Annotated in this window: 14 protein-coding genes; 4 read left to right on the forward strand and 10 right to left on the reverse strand. The window is 43.3% G+C overall.

All coding sequences use genetic code 11. The features are described from left to right. Window positions 1–8 precede the first annotated feature (8 nt). The 4 genes from GLO7428_RS04985 to psaA all read right to left on the reverse strand — a co-directional run bounded on the left by GLO7428_RS04985 (window position 9) and on the right by psaA (window position 7,458). Window positions 9–659 (reverse strand): HupE/UreJ family protein, encoded by a 651-nt coding sequence (locus GLO7428_RS04985; protein WP_015187469.1) that lies wholly within the window; start codon window positions 657–659, stop codon window positions 9–11. Window positions 660–1,013: 354 nt separating this feature from the next. After that, entirely contained in the window at window positions 1,014–2,759 is a 1,746-nt protein-coding gene (locus tag GLO7428_RS04990; protein ID WP_015187470.1) for an ABC transporter ATP-binding protein, read from the reverse strand. Between the two features lie 154 nt (window positions 2,760–2,913). Then, window positions 2,914–5,127: a photosystem I core protein PsaB gene (psaB, locus tag GLO7428_RS04995; RefSeq protein ID WP_015187471.1), complete on the reverse strand. Its 2,214-nt coding sequence runs from the start codon at window positions 5,125–5,127 to the stop codon at window positions 2,914–2,916. 72 nt (window positions 5,128–5,199) lie between these two features. Next, window positions 5,200–7,458, reverse strand: a complete 2,259-nt coding sequence (gene psaA, locus GLO7428_RS05000) for a photosystem I core protein PsaA (protein WP_015187472.1) — start codon at window positions 7,456–7,458, stop codon at window positions 5,200–5,202. 576 nt (window positions 7,459–8,034) lie between these two features. Here psaA and GLO7428_RS05005 point away from each other — a divergent pair. The 3 genes from GLO7428_RS05005 (at window position 8,035) to GLO7428_RS05015 (ending at window position 11,814) form a co-directional block, all read left to right on the forward strand. Beyond that, entirely contained in the window at window positions 8,035–9,600 is a 1,566-nt protein-coding gene (locus tag GLO7428_RS05005) for a hypothetical protein (RefSeq protein ID WP_196797460.1), read from the forward strand. Between the two features lie 140 nt (window positions 9,601–9,740). Then, on the forward strand, window positions 9,741–10,127 hold the full coding sequence (locus GLO7428_RS05010; protein ID WP_015187474.1) for a hypothetical protein: 387 nt from the start codon (window positions 9,741–9,743) through the stop codon (window positions 10,125–10,127). Window positions 10,128–10,284: 157 nt separating this feature from the next. Continuing rightward, on the forward strand, window positions 10,285–11,814 hold the full coding sequence (locus GLO7428_RS05015) for a thioredoxin-like domain-containing protein (RefSeq protein ID WP_015187475.1): 1,530 nt from the start codon (window positions 10,285–10,287) through the stop codon (window positions 11,812–11,814). A gap of 113 nt (window positions 11,815–11,927) precedes the next feature. Here GLO7428_RS05015 and GLO7428_RS05020 read toward each other — a convergent pair whose 3' ends face one another. Further along, window positions 11,928–12,374 carry a rhodanese-like domain-containing protein gene (locus tag GLO7428_RS05020; RefSeq protein ID WP_015187476.1) on the reverse strand — a complete coding sequence of 149 codons (447 nt, stop codon included), beginning with the start codon at window positions 12,372–12,374 and terminating at the stop codon, window positions 11,928–11,930. 350 nt (window positions 12,375–12,724) lie between these two features. On the opposite strand from GLO7428_RS05020, the gene mutL reads away from it, so the two are divergent. Then, window positions 12,725–14,443 carry a DNA mismatch repair endonuclease MutL gene (mutL, locus tag GLO7428_RS05025; protein ID WP_015187477.1) on the forward strand — a complete coding sequence of 573 codons (1,719 nt, stop codon included), beginning with the start codon at window positions 12,725–12,727 and terminating at the stop codon, window positions 14,441–14,443. Here the strand turns inward: mutL and GLO7428_RS05030 are convergent. From GLO7428_RS05030 to GLO7428_RS05050, 5 genes are all read right to left on the reverse strand, one after another. Beyond that, a complete protein-coding gene (locus GLO7428_RS05030; RefSeq protein ID WP_015187478.1) occupies window positions 14,440–14,994 on the reverse strand; it encodes a GNAT family N-acetyltransferase in 555 nt (184 codons plus the stop codon). The two genes, mutL and GLO7428_RS05030, sit on opposite strands and share 4 nt — an antisense overlap. Window positions 14,995–15,028: 34 nt before the next feature. Beyond that, complete coding sequence (murF, locus tag GLO7428_RS05035; protein ID WP_015187479.1) at window positions 15,029–16,381, reverse strand: UDP-N-acetylmuramoyl-tripeptide--D-alanyl-D-alanine ligase; 1,353 nt, start codon at window positions 16,379–16,381, stop codon at window positions 15,029–15,031. A 69-nt stretch (window positions 16,382–16,450) separates the two neighbouring features. Further along, window positions 16,451–16,840: a hypothetical protein gene (locus GLO7428_RS05040; protein ID WP_015187480.1), complete on the reverse strand. Its 390-nt coding sequence runs from the start codon at window positions 16,838–16,840 to the stop codon at window positions 16,451–16,453. A 179-nt stretch (window positions 16,841–17,019) separates the two neighbouring features. Continuing rightward, window positions 17,020–17,184: a hypothetical protein gene (locus tag GLO7428_RS28305; RefSeq protein WP_015187481.1), complete on the reverse strand. Its 165-nt coding sequence runs from the start codon at window positions 17,182–17,184 to the stop codon at window positions 17,020–17,022. A gap of 361 nt (window positions 17,185–17,545) precedes the next feature. Continuing rightward, complete coding sequence (locus GLO7428_RS05050) at window positions 17,546–18,469, reverse strand: histone deacetylase (RefSeq protein ID WP_015187482.1); 924 nt, start codon at window positions 18,467–18,469, stop codon at window positions 17,546–17,548. Window positions 18,470–18,495: the final 26 nt, after the last annotated feature.

Below are 18,495 nucleotides of genomic sequence, written 5' to 3' on the forward strand. Positions count from 1 at the left end.
CAAGCATTTTACCCAAACAACAAATTAGTCATAAAAACAATACCAATTGAAGCGATCGCTAAACCACAAAGTCGCATGATTTGTCGATTTGGTGTTTTGTGAGTGATCAAATTACCTATCGCACGCGCTAACATTGCTACACCATACTGAATAATGGTGAATCCTAGTAAGTAAGCAACTAAAGGCATCATTCCGGCACCAATAATTGCTTCTGCGTAAGCGTAGCCGTGAAATAAACCAGCGATCGCACCTAAAATGAGTAACACAATCCAATCAGGTTTACGTGGAATCGCTAGCATTGCGCCAAAGATGACCACGGATAAGGCGATCGCAATTTCTGCTGCTGGTAAATCGAAGTTGAGTAAATGAATTCCTGTTCCTACGAGTGCGGCTAAAACAAATCCTGCTGGAATGACAGCGCCATTTACCTGTCCTGTGGCGATGAAACCAATTGCAATAACAAACGCCAAATGATCTAAACCAATCACTGGATGCGCTAAGCCTGAGAGAAATCCCTCAACAAAATTTGTTGGCGTTTCGCCTCCTGTGGCGTGATGTGCTAAGGCTTGTTGTACTGTGCTTAAAAAGATGATCCCTAGACTAGCACTTACAATAAAAGGATTCAGTCGCCGAAATGGCGCAAAATGCTTACTGGACATACTCTGTACCTCGCAGATAAATCGGTAATTGATACCTAGCTACTTTATGCAGAAATGATTCAAAACACAATGTTTTGCTTTCTAGGCGATCGCAGCTTGGTGTAAACTCCCTTCGGCAGGCATTCTGACTTTAAATTTTGAGTTCTCAGTTTGGAGTTAGATTGACTTACCTTTGCTCAAGTACGCGCTCTTGGAAAGACTTTGATTAATATAGTCCACCTCCGTGGACTTCTTTTGTCTAGAGGCGAATTCATTCGCCAAGCTTTCCCCGTTACCTCTGGTATCCAACCGAACCGATGGGAGAATCATTTTATCACTGTTCAGCAGTTGCAATGAATTTAGTTTTGAGAAGCTTTATTGCAATAATTCTTTCATTTGATGCTGGTTCCACAATGTACGGTATAGTCCTGGCTGTTGCACAAGTTCCACGTGAGTTCCTGCTTGCACAATTTGACCTTGATCCATGACAAAAATACGATCAGCAGTTGCGGCGGCGGACATTTGGTGCGAGATGAAGACAACGGTTTTTCGTTGTGTTCCGCGTGAGAGGTTGTTGAGAATTTCGGTTGCGGTTTGATTGTCTACGCTGGATAAAGCGTCGTCGAGAATTAATACGGGTGCATCGACTAACAAAGCCCGTGCTAAAGCAGTTCGTTGTCTTTGTCCGCCAGAAAGTGTAATACCGCGTTCGCCAACTATGGTTTTGTATTGATGCGGAAAATTGAGAATTTCTGGATGAATTTGCGCTTGTTTTGCACTATACTCAACTTCAGTTTGTTCGCTTAAAGGATCGCCGTAGCGAATGTTGTTTTTGATTGTGGTACTGAAGAGAAAACTATCTTGGGGAACGTAGGCGATCGCACTACGTAAGTCGTGTAGTTTGATTTGAGTAATATCGTTACCGTCTAAAAAGAGTTGTCCTGGTTCAATGTCGAGGAGGCGGGGGATAGCATTTGCAAGCGTTGACTTTCCTGCACCGATGGGACCAACAACGGCGACAGTCTCTCCTGGCATAATCTGGAAGCTAATTTCTTTTAACGCTGGTATTTTAGAACCAGGATAGGTAAAGCTTAAGTTTCTGGCAATGAGTTCACCTCGGACAGGTTGAGGTATCGCGATCGCCGCATTAGTGTCTTGAATGTTTGGTGATACAGTCAAAATTGATTCAATGCGATCAATACTGACTTCGCCACGTTGATAAGCTGTAATGGTAAATCCTAATAGTGCGGTGGGAAAAACAAGTCGCTCGACGTAGAGTATGAGAGCAATAAAATCACCTATAGAAAGAGTACCAGCAATTAGCTGTCCTGAACCCAACCATAAGAGAATAAGTAAGCTGACGTAGGCAAGTCCACTGACAAGCGGAAACAAAGTGTTGCGTGTTTTTGCTAACTTTAGATTCGCATCGAGTAACTGCTGATTTTTGTGGCGAAACGCACGGCGTTCGTTTTGCTCCTGTGCATAAATTTTGATCAGGGCAATACCGCTCATGTCTTCTTGGATCAGTTCGCTCACTGTAGAGAGTTCTTCTTGCACCTGTTGCTGTTCTTTACGGAGGCGATCGCTGAATAGCTGCACCAAAAACATCATGACTGGGTAAACGGCGATCGCGGCTAGCGTGAGTTGCACGCTAATTGCCAGCATGACGGGAAGTGTTAAAGCATAAGCAAATATCGTATTCGCGATGCTCAAAACGGCAAATCCTAATAACCGTCGAATATTATCAACATCGCTCGTTGCACGGTTAATTAAATCACCTGCGGTATTCGCGGCAAAATAGGATGGCTCAAGCCTTAATAAATGTTCAAAAATTTTTTGTTTGAGGTCAAACTCAACTTGGCGTCCCACACCAAATAGCGCTACTCGTGACACCATGCGGATGACCCACATAACGGAACTCAGCACAAAGATGAGTACGACATACTGAATAACTTGCCCAAAGCTAAACGTAACTTGCAGCGTGTCAATAATGTTACGAATCAGTAAAGGGATATAAACACCTAAAGCATTAACAATCAATAAAGCCAAGATTCCTACTGTACACGTTCGCCAGTGAGGACGTAAGTACGAAGCAAGTTTAGCCAGCCTTGAATTTGCCATTAAAGCCTATAAAAATAACTTTCTCATCCTAGAACTAGCATAAACAAGAGGTTGGAGGTCGGGGATCGGGGATTAGAGTATTTAATCTTGCTTTAGCAAAAAAAATCCCCCACAGTGGTTGTGAGGGAATTAGATTAATCTTCTCAACAGCTAGTTAACCAAACTTACCAGCCGTTGAAGCAATCACAAACGCTGCGTACGTCAGAACATAGCCAACGGTGAAGTGAGCTAAACCAACTAAACGACCTTGAACGATGGACATAGCAACTGGCTTGTCTTTCCAACGAACCAAGCTTGCAAGTGGAGTCCGTTCGTGTGCCCAAACAAGAGTTTCAATTAACTCTTGCCAGTAGCCTCTCCAGGAGATCAAGAACATGAAGCCGGTTGCCCAAACGAGGTGTCCAAATAAGAACATCCAAGACCAAACGGCTAGGTTGTTCATACCATATGGGTTGTAACCGTTAATCAGCTGTGCTGAGTACAACCATAGGTAGTCGCGTAGCCAGCCCATGAGGTACGTCGAAGACTCATTAAACTGTGCGACGTTACCTTGCCAAATACCTAGGTGTTTCCAGTGCCAGTAGAAAGTTACCCATCCCACTGTGTTTAGCGCCCAGAATAAAGCGAGGTAGAAGGCATCCCAAGCTGAGATGTCGCAAGTACCGCCGCGACCTGGACCATCGCAAGGAAACGCATAACCAAAGTCTTTCTTGTCTGGCATGAGCTTGGAACCACGAGCGTCCAAAGCACCTTTCACCAGAACGAGAACTGTGGTGTGAATACCTAGCGCAAACGCATGGTGAACTAAAAAGTCACCCGGACCAATCGTTAAGAATAACGAGTTTGTACCGTTATTGATTGCATCTAACCAGCCTGGTAGCCATGCTGCACCAGCGGTAGAAGCAACGCTATCTGGGTTAGATAGCAAGGTGTTCAAGCCGTAAAGCACTTTACCGTGCGAAGCTTGGATAAATTGAGCAAATACTGGCTCAATCAAAATTTGCTTTTCCGGTGTACCGAAGGCGACTACTACGTCGTTATGTACGTACAAACCTAAGGTGTGGAAACCTAAGAACAGTGATACCCAGCTTAAGTGCGAGATGATCGCTTCTTTATGCTGTAGTACGCGGTCAAGGACGTTGCCTTTGTTTTGTTCAGCATCGTAGTCACGTACCCAGAAGATGCCTGCGTGCGCAAATGCACCAACCATCAGAAATACAGCAATGTACTGGTGATGGGTATACAGCGCAGCTTGGGTTGTGAAGTCTTGACCCATGAACGCATACGGAGGCAGCGCGTACATATGCTGGGCTACCAGGGAGGTAATAGTTCCCAGTGCAGCGAGTGCCAAAGACAACTGGAAGTGTAGCGAGTTATTAATTGTGTCGTACAACCCTTGGTGTGGCAGGTTGAACTGACCTTCAGTTTTGGTGCCAAAGAAATTCTTGGCGTTGAGCATCTCTTTGATGCTGTGACCAATTCCGAAGTTTGTCCGGTACATATGACCAGCGATGATGAACAGCACTGCGATCGCTAAGTGGTGATGTGCCATATCCGTCAGCCACAACGACTGCGTTTGCGGATGGAAGCCACCTAAGAAGGTAAGAATCGCAGTTCCTGATCCTTGTGACGTACCGAAAACATGATTTGCTGTGTCAGGGTTAGCGGCGTAAACGCCCCAATTCCCTGTAAAGAATGGTCTTAAGCCCTCGGGATGAGGAAGTGTTGTTAAGAAGTTATCCCAACCAACGTGCTGTCCGCGCGATTCGGGAATCGCAACGTGAACCAAGTGACCTGTCCAAGCAAGCGAACTAACACCGAATAAACCTGCCAAGTGGTGGTTGAGGCGTGGTTCTGCACTCTTGAACCAAGACAAGCTAGGACGGAATTTAGGTTGGAGGTGCAACCAACCGGCAAACAAGAATACACCAGCAAGTATCAATAGAAATACTGCACCGCTGTATAAGTCGTTGTTTGTCCGCATCCCAATGGTGTACCACCAGTGGTAGACACCCGAGTAAGCAATATTAACAGGGTATGTCGCACCAGCTTGCGTAAACGCATCGACTGCGGCTTTACCAAAATGAGGGTCCCAAATTGCGTGCGCAATGGGACGGATATTGAGTGGATCTTTGATCCACTGTTCAAAGTTACCTTGCCAGGCTACGTGGAACAGGAGGCTGGAGGTCCACAAGAAAATGATCGCCACGTGACCAAAGTGGGTTGCGAAGAGTTTCTGATACAGATTCTCTTCGGTCATCCCGTCGTGGGTTTCAAAGTCGTGGGCTGTGGCAATCCCGTACCACAGACGCCGTGTTGTCGGGTCCTGTGCGAGATCCTGGCTAAATTTTGGAAATTTTGTTGCCATAGGTTTAGTGAATCCTCTGACCTTAAGCCATCAGCTGACATCGCACTGAAACGCTGTGCTGATGGCTAAATGCTAACCTACTGAAATTATGCGCGCCTCGAAGAACGCCCAGATTGTCACGATCGCTCCTAACAAGTAGTGAGCTACTCCTACCGCACGACCTTGGATAATACTGAGTGCGCGGGGTTGAATTGTTGGGGCGACCTTTAGTTTATTATGTGCCCAAACGATCGACTCAATGAGTTCTTGCCAATAGCCACGTCCGCTGAAGAGGAACATGAGGCTAAAAGCCCAAACAAAGTGAGCGCCTAAGAACAGCAGACCGTATGCAGAGAGTGCTGAACCGTAGGACTGAATCACTTGCGCTGCTTGCGCCCATTGATAGTCACGCAACCAACCGTTGATGGTGTTTGCACTCATCGCAAAGTTACCACCCGTGATATGCGCTATGGTTCCGTCTGGGTCAATCGTTCCCCACACATCCGATTGCATCTTCCAGCTAAAGTGGTAGACCGCGATCGCGATCGTGTTGAACATCCAGAATAAACCTAAGAACACGTGATCCCAGCCTGATACTTGACAAGTACCGCCGCGACCTGGACCATCGCACGGGAAGCGGAAACCAAGATTCGCTTTATCTGGAATCAAACGCGAGTTGCGAGCAAATAAGAAGCCCTTCAGTAGAATCAATACTGTAACGTGAATTTGGAAAGCATGGATGTGGTGGATCATAAAATCCGCCGTACCCAAGGCGATCGGCATCATGGCAATTTTGCCACCTACAGCAACCACACCACCACCGAAGGCATAGCTCACAGGCTCAAGCGCATTAGGTGCGGTAGAACCAGGTGCTAAGGTGTGGATATTTTGGACAAACTGCGCAAACACAGGCTGCAATTGAATTGCGGTGTCCGAGAACATATCTTGCGGACGACCCAGCGCTTGCATTGTATCGTTGTGGATGTATAAACCAAAGCTGTGGAAACCAAGGAACATACACACCCAGTTCAGGTGCGAAATAATCGCATCGCGGTGACGAATTACCCGATCTAGCACGTTGTTTTGGTTCACTGCTGGATCGTAATCACGCACCATAAAAATCGTCGCGTGGGCTGCTCCACCAACAATTAGGAAGCCGCCAATCCACATATGGTGAGTGAAGATCGATAGCGCTGTGGCGTAGTCAGTTGCCAAGTACGGATAGGGAGGCATCGCGTACATGTGATGCGCCACGATAATTGTCAACGAACCAAGCATCGCGAGGTTTGTACCTAGCTGGGCGTGCCACGACGTGGTCATGTTCTCATAGAGACCTTTGTGTCCATCACCTGTAAAAGGACCTTTGTGGTTCTCTAAAATTTCTTTAATACTATGACCAATACCCCAGTTCGTGCGGTACATATGACCTGCAACGATGAATAGCACAGCCAAAGCTAAGTGATGGTGCGCTGTATCGGTCAACCATAGACCACCTGTTACAGGATTCAATCCACCCTTAAAGGTGAGAAAGTCAGCGTATTGTCCCCAGTTCAATGTCCAGAAGGGCGTTAACCCTTTGGCAAAACTAGGATACAACTCTGCCATCAAACTATTATTCAGGATGAATTCGTGGGGTAGGGGAATATCCTTTGGTGCTACTCCAGCATCCAATAGCTTATTGACTGGTAAAGCTACGTGAATTTGGTGACCTGCCCAAGATAAACAACCTAAGCCCAGTAAGCCTGCCAAATGGTGGTTTAGCATCGACTCCGCATTCTGGAACCATTCCAGCTTAGGAGCGCGCTTATGGTAGTGAAACCAGCCAGCAAATAGCATCAAAGCTGCTGCCACTAAACCGCCAATTGCAGTTACGTATAGCTGGAAGGAATTTGTAAAACCAGCACCACGCCAAACTTGGAATAATCCAGAGGTGATTTGGATGCCGTGGAAACCACCACCAACGTCGGCGTTAAGAATATCTTGACCAACAATTGACCAAACAACTTGCGCACTTGGCTTAATCCCAATTGGGTCACTTAGCCAAGCTTCGTAGTTTGAAAAGCGAGCGCCATGAAACTCCATGCCGCTCAACCAGAGGAAGATCACAGCCAGCTGACCAAAGTGCGCCGCAAAGATTTTGCGCGAGATATCTTCTAGGTCGCTGGTATGAGTATCAAAATCATGGGCGAGAGCGTGTAGGTTCCAAATCCAGGTTGTTGTTTTTGGACCTTTAGCTAAGGTGCGGTCAAAGTGACCAGGCTGTCCCCATCTTTCAAATGAAGTAGGTACAGGGTCGTTATCGACGATAACCCTTGCCTTTTTTTCCTCTCGCTCCGGAGGACTCATCGTCATTTAGACTCTCCTCTCTAGACAAGGAAACAGAACTTGTGGACACCACCAGCTGTCTTCGGGCTGAATCATCCTATCTTCCTCAAATTAGGAGTCCGGTTGACCCAGCAATGAAGGTCACTCGTGGAAAGTGCTTTCTGATGAATTATAGGGTCATGATTACCTGAGTGTTGAAAGTTTTTTAACAATAATTCAAAAACCCTGGAGAGTAAGTCAATTCTGCTATGCGAGTTCAAACCAGTGGAAAAAAAGTCAAGAGTATCTTCATATAATTTACAAAGCTCAAACATTCGTAAAACTTATACTTCAAAAATAAATATTGTGCGTGTAAAGTAAAGAATTATTAATAAAAAGGCTAAAAGTTCTGCCACTCAGTGATTTTGCCGCGTACTTGTGCTTATTTTTTGGTTGATATTTGCTACCTATTTGCTAATGCTATTTTTACCACTGTCATACTAGTAACTATTACTGAGAATCAATTAGAGATAGCAGTAATAAACTAGGAAAGTTTGACGTCAGTTGCGAGGATTCAGCGACGTGTTGGATATAAATTGGTGGCAAAAAGTTATCAAAACAGTTGTGTCATTTTTACTGACAGGGCTAATTGTCTTGAGTTTAATTAGTTGTGGCGATCGCTTCACCGAGGAAGCACGCAACCCTAACGACACGCGCTCAGCTTCTAGTATTGCACCACGTTCTACGAAGATCGCTGAAGTCTCTCCACCTGAAGTGATTCAGCAGCTACGTCAAAGCTTAGAAGCTCGCCGCCCACAAGTATCTATCTTGAGTCCGCAGCCCGACGAAATTTTGCAAGACGATACAATTAACGTCCGCTTGCAGGTTCAAGATTTACAACTCTTTAAAAACAAAGAACTAAATTTAGGTCCTCACCTCAATGTCATCTTAGATAACCAACCATACATAAATGTTTACAATCTCAACGAGCCACTTGTTTTTTCAGATTTAGCTCCAGGAACGCATACTCTGCGTGTTTTTGCTACTTATCCTTGGAATGAAAGCTTCAAGAATGAAGGAGCTTACGCCCAAACGACATTCCATATCTTCGCGAAAAATGACAATAATAGCCCTAATTTTGAAAAACCACTGCTAACATACAACACACCTCAAGGAACAGTGAGCGCGGAACCAGTTCTCCTCGATTTTTACCTAACTAATGCGCCGTTACATCTTGTTGCTCAAGCAAAACAACAAGGAAATATTGCTGATTGGCGTATTCGCTGCACAATTAATGGAGAAAGCTTTATTATCGATCGCTGGCAACCGCTGTATCTTCAAGGTTTGCAACCTGGCAGGAATTGGGTTCAGCTAGAGTTTATTGACGAGCAAGGTAACTCTTTGCCGAATGTTTTTAACAATACAGTTCGACTCGTCACGTACGATCCTACAGCAACGGATACATTAGGAAAGTTAGTTAAAGGACAAATATCAGTCGCCGAAGCACGTAGTATTGTCGATCCAAATTACATTAATGAGTCTCCTAGCGTTGAACCTACTTCTACACAATCACCCTTACCAGTACCCGAAGTTATACCCTCCCCAGAAGTAGAACGAGAACTTCCACAACAAGCACCATTAGACGAAACAGAAGTTCAACAACCGCAGCAGGAAACTGAAACAGAATCAACCGAACCAGCAATCAAAGGTGATTCCAATTTAGAACGCCAAAAACCAGGTGGATTTTTCAATCGCTTCCGGCGTCGTGAAATCGAACCTACTCCCAGGGTGACACCTGTAGAACCGGAATTACCTGATGAATACAAGGAAACAGTCCCCGAAAAGCTAGAAATTCCTGCGCCAACGCAAGATATACCGGAAATAGAAACTTTAGAACCGCCAAGTTCACCTGAAGCCGAACCTGCGATCGCACCATCTGAAGAAACTTCTCCAGAAGCATCAGAACCTACACCGGTGCTAGAAGGCACACAACCCTTACAGAAACCAGGTGGATTTTTCAATCGCTTCCGGCGTCGTTCAGAAACTCAAGTATTGCCTCAACCACCATTAACGCCAGAAATTGACTTATCGCCATCACCATCAGAAGATGTTATCCCTCCAAATGCAATAGAGGAAGAATTAGAACCAGCTGCTACAGACGATAAAGTACAACTAGAACCGGATATGTAGAAAGAGGTTAATCTAAATTTACTTTTTAGACTAAGCGATCGCGCTGCACAATTGCAAACTTTCTAACCCTAGGGAGAAGATGTTATTCCTAAAAAAGTAAAAAGTTAGAAAGTTACAATCCAAGATCAATGGAGAGGAAAATGAAATCAATGATGAATTGGTTCAAAAATGTAGGATTACGTCACGTTATTACAGTTTTCTTGGTAGCTATTACATTCTTAGTAGCTCCAGTCTTCAATCAAAGCGTACTTCTACAAGCCCAGGCTGCTCCTGCTAATCCAGAATTAGACGAGAATCCTGTCACGAGTGAGACTATGAAGCGCATCAAAGAAAAAGCTGAAGACTTTGGTGATAGCGCTGAACGCCCTATCGGTGATACAGGGTTAAAGAATATTAAAAAGCTTGGAGAAAATATTCCTGAAACTTTAGAACTGAAGGCACGTCAGACAGGTGTTACATTTAATCCGAATGAGGCTGACAAAAAAGCCGCTATGGAAGAAGCCCAAAGCAAGGTTGAAAACAAATAAGCTCAAGTAGATAAAAGTCTGATACTTTTGAACTTCTTAGAGTTTTTATAGCTGAATCTGTAACCTGGAGTTGACACTGTAGTTCATTTCATAGAGTCAGTTCCAGGTTATTTAATTGCGCTACTATTTTACTAAATTTACGCTACAACGAAAGCATATGATGCGAGTGAGAGCGCCAGAACTCCCCCAAAACCAAGCTTGGCTAAATGTTGAGCAGCCCTTATCACTACAACAACTGCGAGGTCAGGTTATTATTTTGGACTTCTGGACGTACTGCTGTATCAACTGCTTGCATACCCTGCCAGACTTAAAATATCTCGAACGCAAATACAAGGATAACCTTACAGTAATTGGTATTCACTCAGCTAAGTTCGACAACGAAAAAGAAGTTGAGAATATCCGCCAAGCAATCTTGCGCTACGACATTGAACATCCAGTACTCGTTGATAGTGGGTTTAAAGTGTGGCAGCAATATGCAGTGCGTGCTTGGCCAACTTTAATGATAATTGATCCTGAAGGTTACGTAGTTAGTTATGTATCTGGTGAAGGTCATTGCAATGCTATAGACCAATTAGTAGCGCAGTTAATTCAGAAACACCAAGAAAAAGGGACTTTTTCGGCGCAAGTACTCAATTTAATTCTAGAGAAACAACGCCAACCATTGATAACACCGTTGGCTTTCCCTGGTAAAGTTTTAGCCACAACAGCCAGTTTATTTATTGCTGATTCTGGTCATCATCGCATCGTTGTAAGTACTTTAGCGGGAGAGTTGCAGTATGTCATTGGCACGGGTAAACCTGGATTGCGCGACGGTTCGTTTAGTGAAGCGCAATTTTTTAGTCCTCAAGGAATGTGTTTTGATACCGAGAAGCAATTATTGTATGTAGCCGATACAGAAAATCATGCAATACGCCGAATTGATTTTCAGCGTCAAGTTGTAGAAACGATCGCAGGTACAGGCGACCAAAGCCGCAATATCCAACCGCATCACGGTGCTGGTTTAGAGACTGCGCTTAATTCTCCTTGGGATATCCAACAAGTAGGCAATTCTTTATTTATCGTGATGGCAGGTTCGCACCAAATTTGGGAGTTACAATTAGAAACGTTGGCGATCTCAACTTATGCTGGTAGAGGTGCAGAAGCTTGTATTGATGGCGCTTTAGCAGAATCAGCTTTTGCTCAACCTAGTGGCATCACGACTGATGGTAAAGACTTGTATATTGCAGATAGTGAAGTCAGTTCGATTCGTCGTATCAGTTTGGAAAATTTACAAGTAACAACCTTATGTGGTAGTGGTGAGTTGTTCGGCTTTGGTGATGTTGATGGCGTTGGGGCAGAAGTACGCTTACAACACTGTTTAGGCGTAGAATATTTCCAAGAACAACTATGGATTGCAGACACCTACAACCACAAAATTAAGCGAGTAGATCCTCATACGAGTATTTGTCAAACTGTACTAGGAGATGCAGCGGGCGATCGCGATCACAAACAAACAAATGCTCAATTCTCTGAACCTTCTGGACTAAGCGGGATAGGTTCTTACATCTTTGTTGCTGATACGAACAACCATGCGATTCGACGTGTAAACGTTAATACGCTAGAAGTCACAACTATGCATTTTCCAAAACTATGTGCTCCAGACTTATGCTTTCCTATCGAGAAGGATTTTCATATTAATAAAAATTAAATCTCCTACCTCAAAATGACGCATTGAGATAGGAGAATCTTAAATACAAGGGATTGTTTGATAGCTGTTGTGATGAGTGTAAATTCTACTAAGGTATAGTGTTAGACTATAAGTTACTTTTGTTGAGTTTCCGCTTGATTTTGCATACGCGAAACAACGTTATAGTCATCTGCACCTGCTGGGGTTCTAGACTCTAAAATCCCTTCGGTAGGACCACCTACAGCTTTCCATGCAGGAAGTCCACCTTTGAGTTCTGATACGTGCTCAAATCCAGCAGTGCGTAGTTGTTGTGCTGCTTGCGCTGTTTGTTCGTCAGTTTCACCATAGATGTACAAATCGCGGCTTTTAGCCAGTGAACTTTCAGCGCGGTCTACCAATTCTTCTACAGGCATTGACATTGCGCCCATGATGTGACCGTCGTTGTAAGTGTTGCGATCGCGTATGTCTAAGATAGTGAATGCTGGTTCGCCCCATTCTAAACGCGACTTAAGTTCATGTACGTTAGACTGAGGTTCAATAGGTGGTTGTTCTGGAATGATACCGCCTAAAGGATTGTTCATGTAAGGTTCCTCTCTTATCTGCTCATTCGCAATTTACCAAGTAATACAAGCTATACGATCCTTCTTTAGAATGAACGTTTATAATATCTTTCTTTAGGAATAGTTAGAATTCTCAAACAAATGCGTGTTAATTTTTATTAAATTTATAGTTTATTATTGACTTTTTGTACGCGTTACGAGAAACAAAATCAAAGCGATGAGCTTGCTGAATTAGATATGGTTAATTACTTTATTTTGAGTGATATAATAAATAATCAAAAGCAATTTATTTAAGTATTTTAGTTGATTATTCGTATAAGCAAATATTTTTTAATTTAGTTAAGTTGTTAGTTAATCAAAAACTGGATTGTATGTTATCCAGTATTTACACTTTACCGGAAGAAGTTGTTAATTTAATTGCTGCTGGAGAAGTGATAGACTCAGTAGCAGCAGTTGTACGAGAATTAGTAGAAAATTCGCTCGATGCAGGTGCAACACGAATTGTTGTAGCTGTGTGGACACAGCATTGGCGCATACGAGTTGCGGATAATGGCTGTGGGATGAAACTCACAGATTTACAGCAAGCAGCAACAGCACACAGCACGAGTAAAATTCGCAATTGCGACGATTTGTGGAAAATTACTAGCTTAGGGTTTCGCGGTGAAGCGTTGCATAGCCTAACGCAATTAGCACACCTAGAAATTATGAGTCGCCCAGCCTTAACCGCCGAAGGATGGCACGTTTGCTACGATGCTGGAGGACAAGTATCTGAAGCAACAACAGTCGCGATCGCGCCTGGTACAGTTGTTACAGTATCAGACTTATTTGGCAATTTACCAAACTACCGCGAAGGATTACCTGCGATCGCCCAGCAAATGAAAGCCGTGCAAAGTACAATTCAGCAGATTGCTTTATGTCACCCGCACGTAACTTGGCAAGTTTGGCAAGACGATCGCGAGTGGTTTACGATCAGCGCTGGAAAAACCTCACAGCATTTATTACCGCAAATTCTTCGTCAAGTGCATATAAATGACTTACAAGAACTGACTGTTGAGGTTCCCAATCCAGATACTTTATCTCCTCAAGTACAGAGTGATAATTCTACAACACGCGCTTTTATCAAATTAATTTTAGGCTTACCCGATCGCTGTCATCGTCATCGTCCTGATTGGATAAGAGTTGCGGTAAATGGGCGTAGAGTAAAATTACCAGAAATTGAACAAACGGTACTGACTGCAACAGCACGAACATTACCGCGCGATCGCTACCCAATATGTTTTTTACATCTTCAAGTTGCGCCTAATCATATCAATTGGAACCGCCACCCTGCAAAATCAGAAATTTATTTACATCATTTAGATTATTGGCAAGAAAAAGTTGCGCAAGCCATTGAACAAGCTTTACGCGTTCATCCTGAAACAATTCCTGAATCTCTACATAATTCACGAGTTAGCAAATTAATTAAAGCAGCTGAAGCAACAAGTGGGTACAACTATAACCGCCAAATTCAAGACACTGAAGTAGAATCCCACAATAGTAGCCCTCCTACTTACATTCTTAAAGCTGTAGCTCAAGTTAACAATACGTACATTGTGGCAGAGCATCCAGGAGGATTGTGGTTAGTTGAACAACATATTGCACACGAACGTGTTTTGTACGAGCAATTAGTCGATAATTGGCAACTTGTGACGTTAGAACCGTCAGTTATTTTAAATAATCTCTCCCCAGCACAGCGATCGCAACTCGAACGCATTGGTATAGAAATTGAGCCTTTTGGCGAACAAATGTGGGCAATTCGTAATATTCCAGCAATGTTACAAACACGCGATGATTGTGCAGACGCCCTGTTAGAACTTAGCTTGGGCGGAGACTTACAAACTGCACAAGTAGCAGTTGCTTGTCGTAGTGCAATTCGGAATGGTACAGAATTAAGTTTAGAAGAAATGCAGACGCTTTTAAACCAATGGCAACGCACGCGTAACCCGCGAACTTGTCCGCATGGACGTCCTATTTATTTATCTTTGGAAGAATCTGCTTTATCTCGTTTCTTTCGCCGTCATTGGGTAATTGGTAAAAGCCACGGTATTTAACTTCTTAAACTTTTTGCCATATAAATATCAGGTTTTCCTACACCATTGGCATCGGGCATGACTCCCACAATGACAAAACCTAGCTTTTGATAAAATTCGTAAGGATGACCGCGTAAATTTTTGATATTAGCAATATGTTCCCATACATTGGGATACAAATCTATACCTGACAGTGACGTCATATTATCTTCGTCATCTGTACCTAACCAAAGTGTAATTCCACCACGTTCTCTTACTTTGTTTTCTAAGTCTAAAACAAGCGCGCTGCCAATTCCTTGACGTTGAAACTCACTATGGACAACTAAAGGATGAAGTTCCCAAACATTGCCACTGTATTGACTTATTCCACCAATCCATCCTAAAACTGTACCATTGTCATCAACTGCAACACGACTAATTCTATCAGGTGCTAATGATTCTTGTACTTCTTGAAAAGCACTATCAAAGTTTGTCCACGCAGTTGCCCAATGTTCTTTAAAAGAATCAACTAATAAGTCTGCTAATTGCTGTAATATATCTTCATCAGCAGCATCTAAGTTAATAATTTGCATCAGCTATAAAAGAATGGCTATTCTAGTTTCTGAACTAACTAAAATTAACACGAAATTGATTGACAACTTGGTCTAAACCTACCGAATGCGCAGCTTTAAAAAGAATTCGATCGCCTTCACTAACAATTTCTCGCAAGTACTCTACGATATCTTTATGACTAGCAAAGCACTCTACCGAAGTACTTTCGGTGCTTTGTGCGATCGCTTCTGCGTCTTCACCGTCAACTAAAACTATTAATAAATCAATCTTGAGTTGATCGACTAACTTTCCTACTTCTTGGTGCAATTGCAGCGATCGCTCTCCCAATTCTTTCATTGCACCCAACACTGCAATTCGTCGCTTTGCTGGCGTTTCTGCCAGTAGATGCAGTGCTGCTTTCATTGCTTCTGGTGCAGCATTATAACTTTCATCTAAGATTACCACATCATTCGGTAATTCATAACGCTGCGATCGCCCACTTGGCATATCAACGACTAAACCAGTATTTAAGCATGACCAATCGATTTGTAAAACTTTAGCAACAGCCAAAGCCGCGAGAAAATTAGTCGCATTGTGTCGCCCTGGTAGCGGTAACGTTACTTCTGTTCCATCGACTACGATGCGATCGCTGGCAATTTCACCACGTACATCTCCGCCTTCTAAGCCGTAAGTAACAGTTTGACCTTGCCAAACCGTTGCCGCAGTTTTCATGAGACGCGAATTATCATGATTGAGAATTGCTACCGCCGAATTTGGCATTTGGGCTAATAATTCGCACTTAGCCTCTGCGATCGCTTGTTCTGACCCTAATCTTTCGATATGCGCAGTTCCGACATTTGTAATCACGCCGATTGTCGGACAAGCTATTTGCGTGAGTAAAGCAATTTCTCCCTTTGCCCGCATTGCCATTTCAACAACTGCGTAATCATGTTCCGAACCAAGTCCCAATAAGGTTTTTGGGACACCAATTTCATTGTTGTAATTCGCTTGGGTTTTGAGAACAGAACCTTGTGTGGCTAAAACTGCGGCAATGAGTTCTTTAGTTGTCGTTTTCCCAACTGAACCCGTAATTGCAATCACTGGAATAGAAAATTGCTGACGCCACCAGTGCGCAATTTGTTGATAAGCCTTTAAAGTATCTTCTACTTGCAGAAATGGAATCGATTCATTTGGCGATTGAAAGCCAGAGTCAACAATCGCTGCGATCGCACCTTTTTCTAAAGCTGCGGATACAAATTTATGACCATCAAATTTTTCTCCACGTAAGGCAACGAAAACTTCGCCTGGTTTTATAGTACGGCTATCTGTATTAATACCCGTAAACTGTGTCGTTATCTCAGTCTTAGATAAAACTGGTTTAGCGGCTAAAACTTGAGCAAGTTGATTTAAAGTACCACAACAAGGCATAGGTACGAGTTAGGAGGAGATTAAAAGTCAGGGAAATTCCCCTATTGTTCACTTTACAGCGATCTGTTGCTATGTAGTTTTCAGGTTGTTTTCAATCAGGTTACTGAACATTGCGGACTTAGCTTGTGGATTCAACAGTAGTTGACTCTTCGCATCAATACTAAAGTCTTTTCCTGGAACGAAACCTTTGTTAATTAACTGCTTGTAAAAATGTACGAGGAATGTGTTTTGGATTTCTTGGTAGATATCAGTAGGGAGAAGGTGATTTACAGTCCACAGTATCGAGTTGGGATCAAACCAAAGTACACGCTCAATGCTAATGATGATTATCCCAGCGACTGCTTCGGTGGTGAGTTGGGCTTTGAGATGACTGATTAAATCCTTTCCTATCTGTGAATTTCGAGTCATCATTGCCATTGCTAATTTGGCGATTTGCCTTTCCAACTCTACGCAAGTCATACCCTAGGTTCCTTCTGTGGCGCAAATAACGGTTCAGATAAGTATATCTAAAGAAGGATAAAAATGTACCTTAGGGTGGATGAATTATTTTGTGACTGTTATAGAGCTATGACCAAGTTACAAACGCTGACTTGCTAGCTTAACTCGACAGGCTGTGTGCTGTAACCGTTACCAAAACCTTAAATATGATGCTGCTGATGTGTATCGGAAGTGGGAACGTCTCTTTCAATAAGTGCGATCGCGGCTAAACCTATTCCAGAAACGGAAATTAGCATCAATGCAGACGCAAGGTAGGCGTTTTTGAGCATCTCTAAAGCGGTTTCAAACAAAATATATGTCGTCATTACTTTTCACTCAACTTCAGGGGATAAATAGTGCTTACTTATTTCTCCACACTATTGCTGTTAGATTCCACAGAAAAATTACTAAATCCGGTTTCTTAACAATTCGTTACACCTGTAATTATACGGCTAAAAGCTTTTCTTTTCAAAAAAATTGTTTTTTCTGACAAGATTGCGGAGGATGTATCTAAATACACTGTTTATTACAGCTAGATGTGGTGACGAATTTATTTTGCTGTGCTAAATCTCGCGTCTCTAAATCCTATGGCGAATAAATTCACTACTAAACGAACGAAGTCCACCTGCGTGGACTCCTTGTGGTATGTCTACCGCAAATGCTTCTTAGATTTTACGTAGATTTAAGTTAAACGTGAACGAGGCATTTTTCTAACGTGGCAACAACTGATTGCGAGAGTGCAGAAAAATCATAACCACCCTCTAAACCAAATACAATTCTACGAGTTAGCTGTAAACAATACTCTGTAAATTTGCCGTAATCTTGAGGCTGTAATGCAATTTCTGCTAGAGGATCAGCTGCATTTGCATCGTAGCCTGCACTAACGATCAGTAAATCAGGTTGAAAGTTACATAAAAATGGTATAACTTTTGCTTCAAACAAAGGCTGATACGTTGCCATAGTACTACCAGGTGACACAGGTAAATTTAAAACGTTGTTGAATTTACCTTGCTCCGAGGCGTATCCTGTGCCAGGATAACAGGGAGATTGATGCAGCGAGCAAAAAGCAATCTGAGGATGATTTTCGACGATCGCTTGAGTACCATTACCATGATGCACGTCCCAGTCGAGAATAGCGACACGGTTGATACCAGGTTGTGCTAAGGCATAGTATGCCGCGATCGCCGCGTTTGAAAATAAACAAAATCCCATACCGCGATCGCTTTCAGCATGATGACCTGGAGGACGCGTGAGAACAAAAGCAGGATTTTGAGTCGCTAAAACACTATTCACGCCGTCTAGCCATGCACTGACTGCTAACAATGCTACATCGTAGCTGCGCGGTGAAACTGGCGTGTCTGGTTCTAGATAGCCGCCACCCGTATTAGCGATGTAACGAACGAGGTTAATGTATTCTGCTGCGTGAATTTGTTCAACAAGTGCTAATGCTGGTGATTCTGTTAGTGAAGTTGGCGATCGCCATTCTATTCGGTGGGCAAACTTTGATTGTTTGAGTGCGGTAGCGATCGCGCTTAAGCGTCCTGGTGTTTCTGGGTGGAATCGTCCAGTTTTATGGTCAAGGAACTCGTCAGAATAAATAACTGGCAGCATACAGCAAGCGGCAGTGGGATCTTCTA

The organism is Gloeocapsa sp. PCC 7428, from assembly GCF_000317555.1.
In the GTDB taxonomy this organism is placed as follows: domain Bacteria; phylum Cyanobacteriota; class Cyanobacteriia; order Cyanobacteriales; family Chroococcidiopsidaceae; genus Chroogloeocystis.

What these genes read in the sequence shown, in the direction of transcription:
- GLO7428_RS04985 (WP_015187469.1), bottom strand. Translation starts at nt 659, where the DNA reads ATGTCCAGTAAGCATTTTGCGCCATTTCGGCGACTGAATCCTTTTATT.
- GLO7428_RS04990 (WP_015187470.1), bottom strand. Translation starts at nt 2,759, where the DNA reads ATGGCAAATTCAAGGCTGGCTAAACTTGCTTCGTACTTACGTCCTCAC.
- psaB (WP_015187471.1), bottom strand. Translation starts at nt 5,127, where the DNA reads ATGGCAACAAAATTTCCAAAATTTAGCCAGGATCTCGCACAGGACCCG.
- psaA (WP_015187472.1), bottom strand. Translation starts at nt 7,458, where the DNA reads ATGACGATGAGTCCTCCGGAGCGAGAGGAAAAAAAGGCAAGGGTTATC.
- GLO7428_RS05010 (WP_015187474.1), top strand. Translation starts at nt 9,741, where the DNA reads ATGAAATCAATGATGAATTGGTTCAAAAATGTAGGATTACGTCACGTT.
- GLO7428_RS05015 (WP_015187475.1), top strand. Translation starts at nt 10,285, where the DNA reads ATGATGCGAGTGAGAGCGCCAGAACTCCCCCAAAACCAAGCTTGGCTA.
- GLO7428_RS05020 (WP_015187476.1), bottom strand. Translation starts at nt 12,374, where the DNA reads ATGAACAATCCTTTAGGCGGTATCATTCCAGAACAACCACCTATTGAA.
- mutL (WP_015187477.1), top strand. Translation starts at nt 12,725, where the DNA reads ATGTTATCCAGTATTTACACTTTACCGGAAGAAGTTGTTAATTTAATT.
- GLO7428_RS05030 (WP_015187478.1), bottom strand. Translation starts at nt 14,994, where the DNA reads ATGCAAATTATTAACTTAGATGCTGCTGATGAAGATATATTACAGCAA.
- murF (WP_015187479.1), bottom strand. Translation starts at nt 16,381, where the DNA reads ATGCCTTGTTGTGGTACTTTAAATCAACTTGCTCAAGTTTTAGCCGCT.
- GLO7428_RS05040 (WP_015187480.1), bottom strand. Translation starts at nt 16,840, where the DNA reads ATGACTTGCGTAGAGTTGGAAAGGCAAATCGCCAAATTAGCAATGGCA.
- GLO7428_RS28305 (WP_015187481.1), bottom strand. Translation starts at nt 17,184, where the DNA reads ATGACGACATATATTTTGTTTGAAACCGCTTTAGAGATGCTCAAAAAC.
- GLO7428_RS05050 (WP_015187482.1), bottom strand. Translation starts at nt 18,469, where the DNA reads ATGCTGCCAGTTATTTATTCTGACGAGTTCCTTGACCATAAAACTGGA.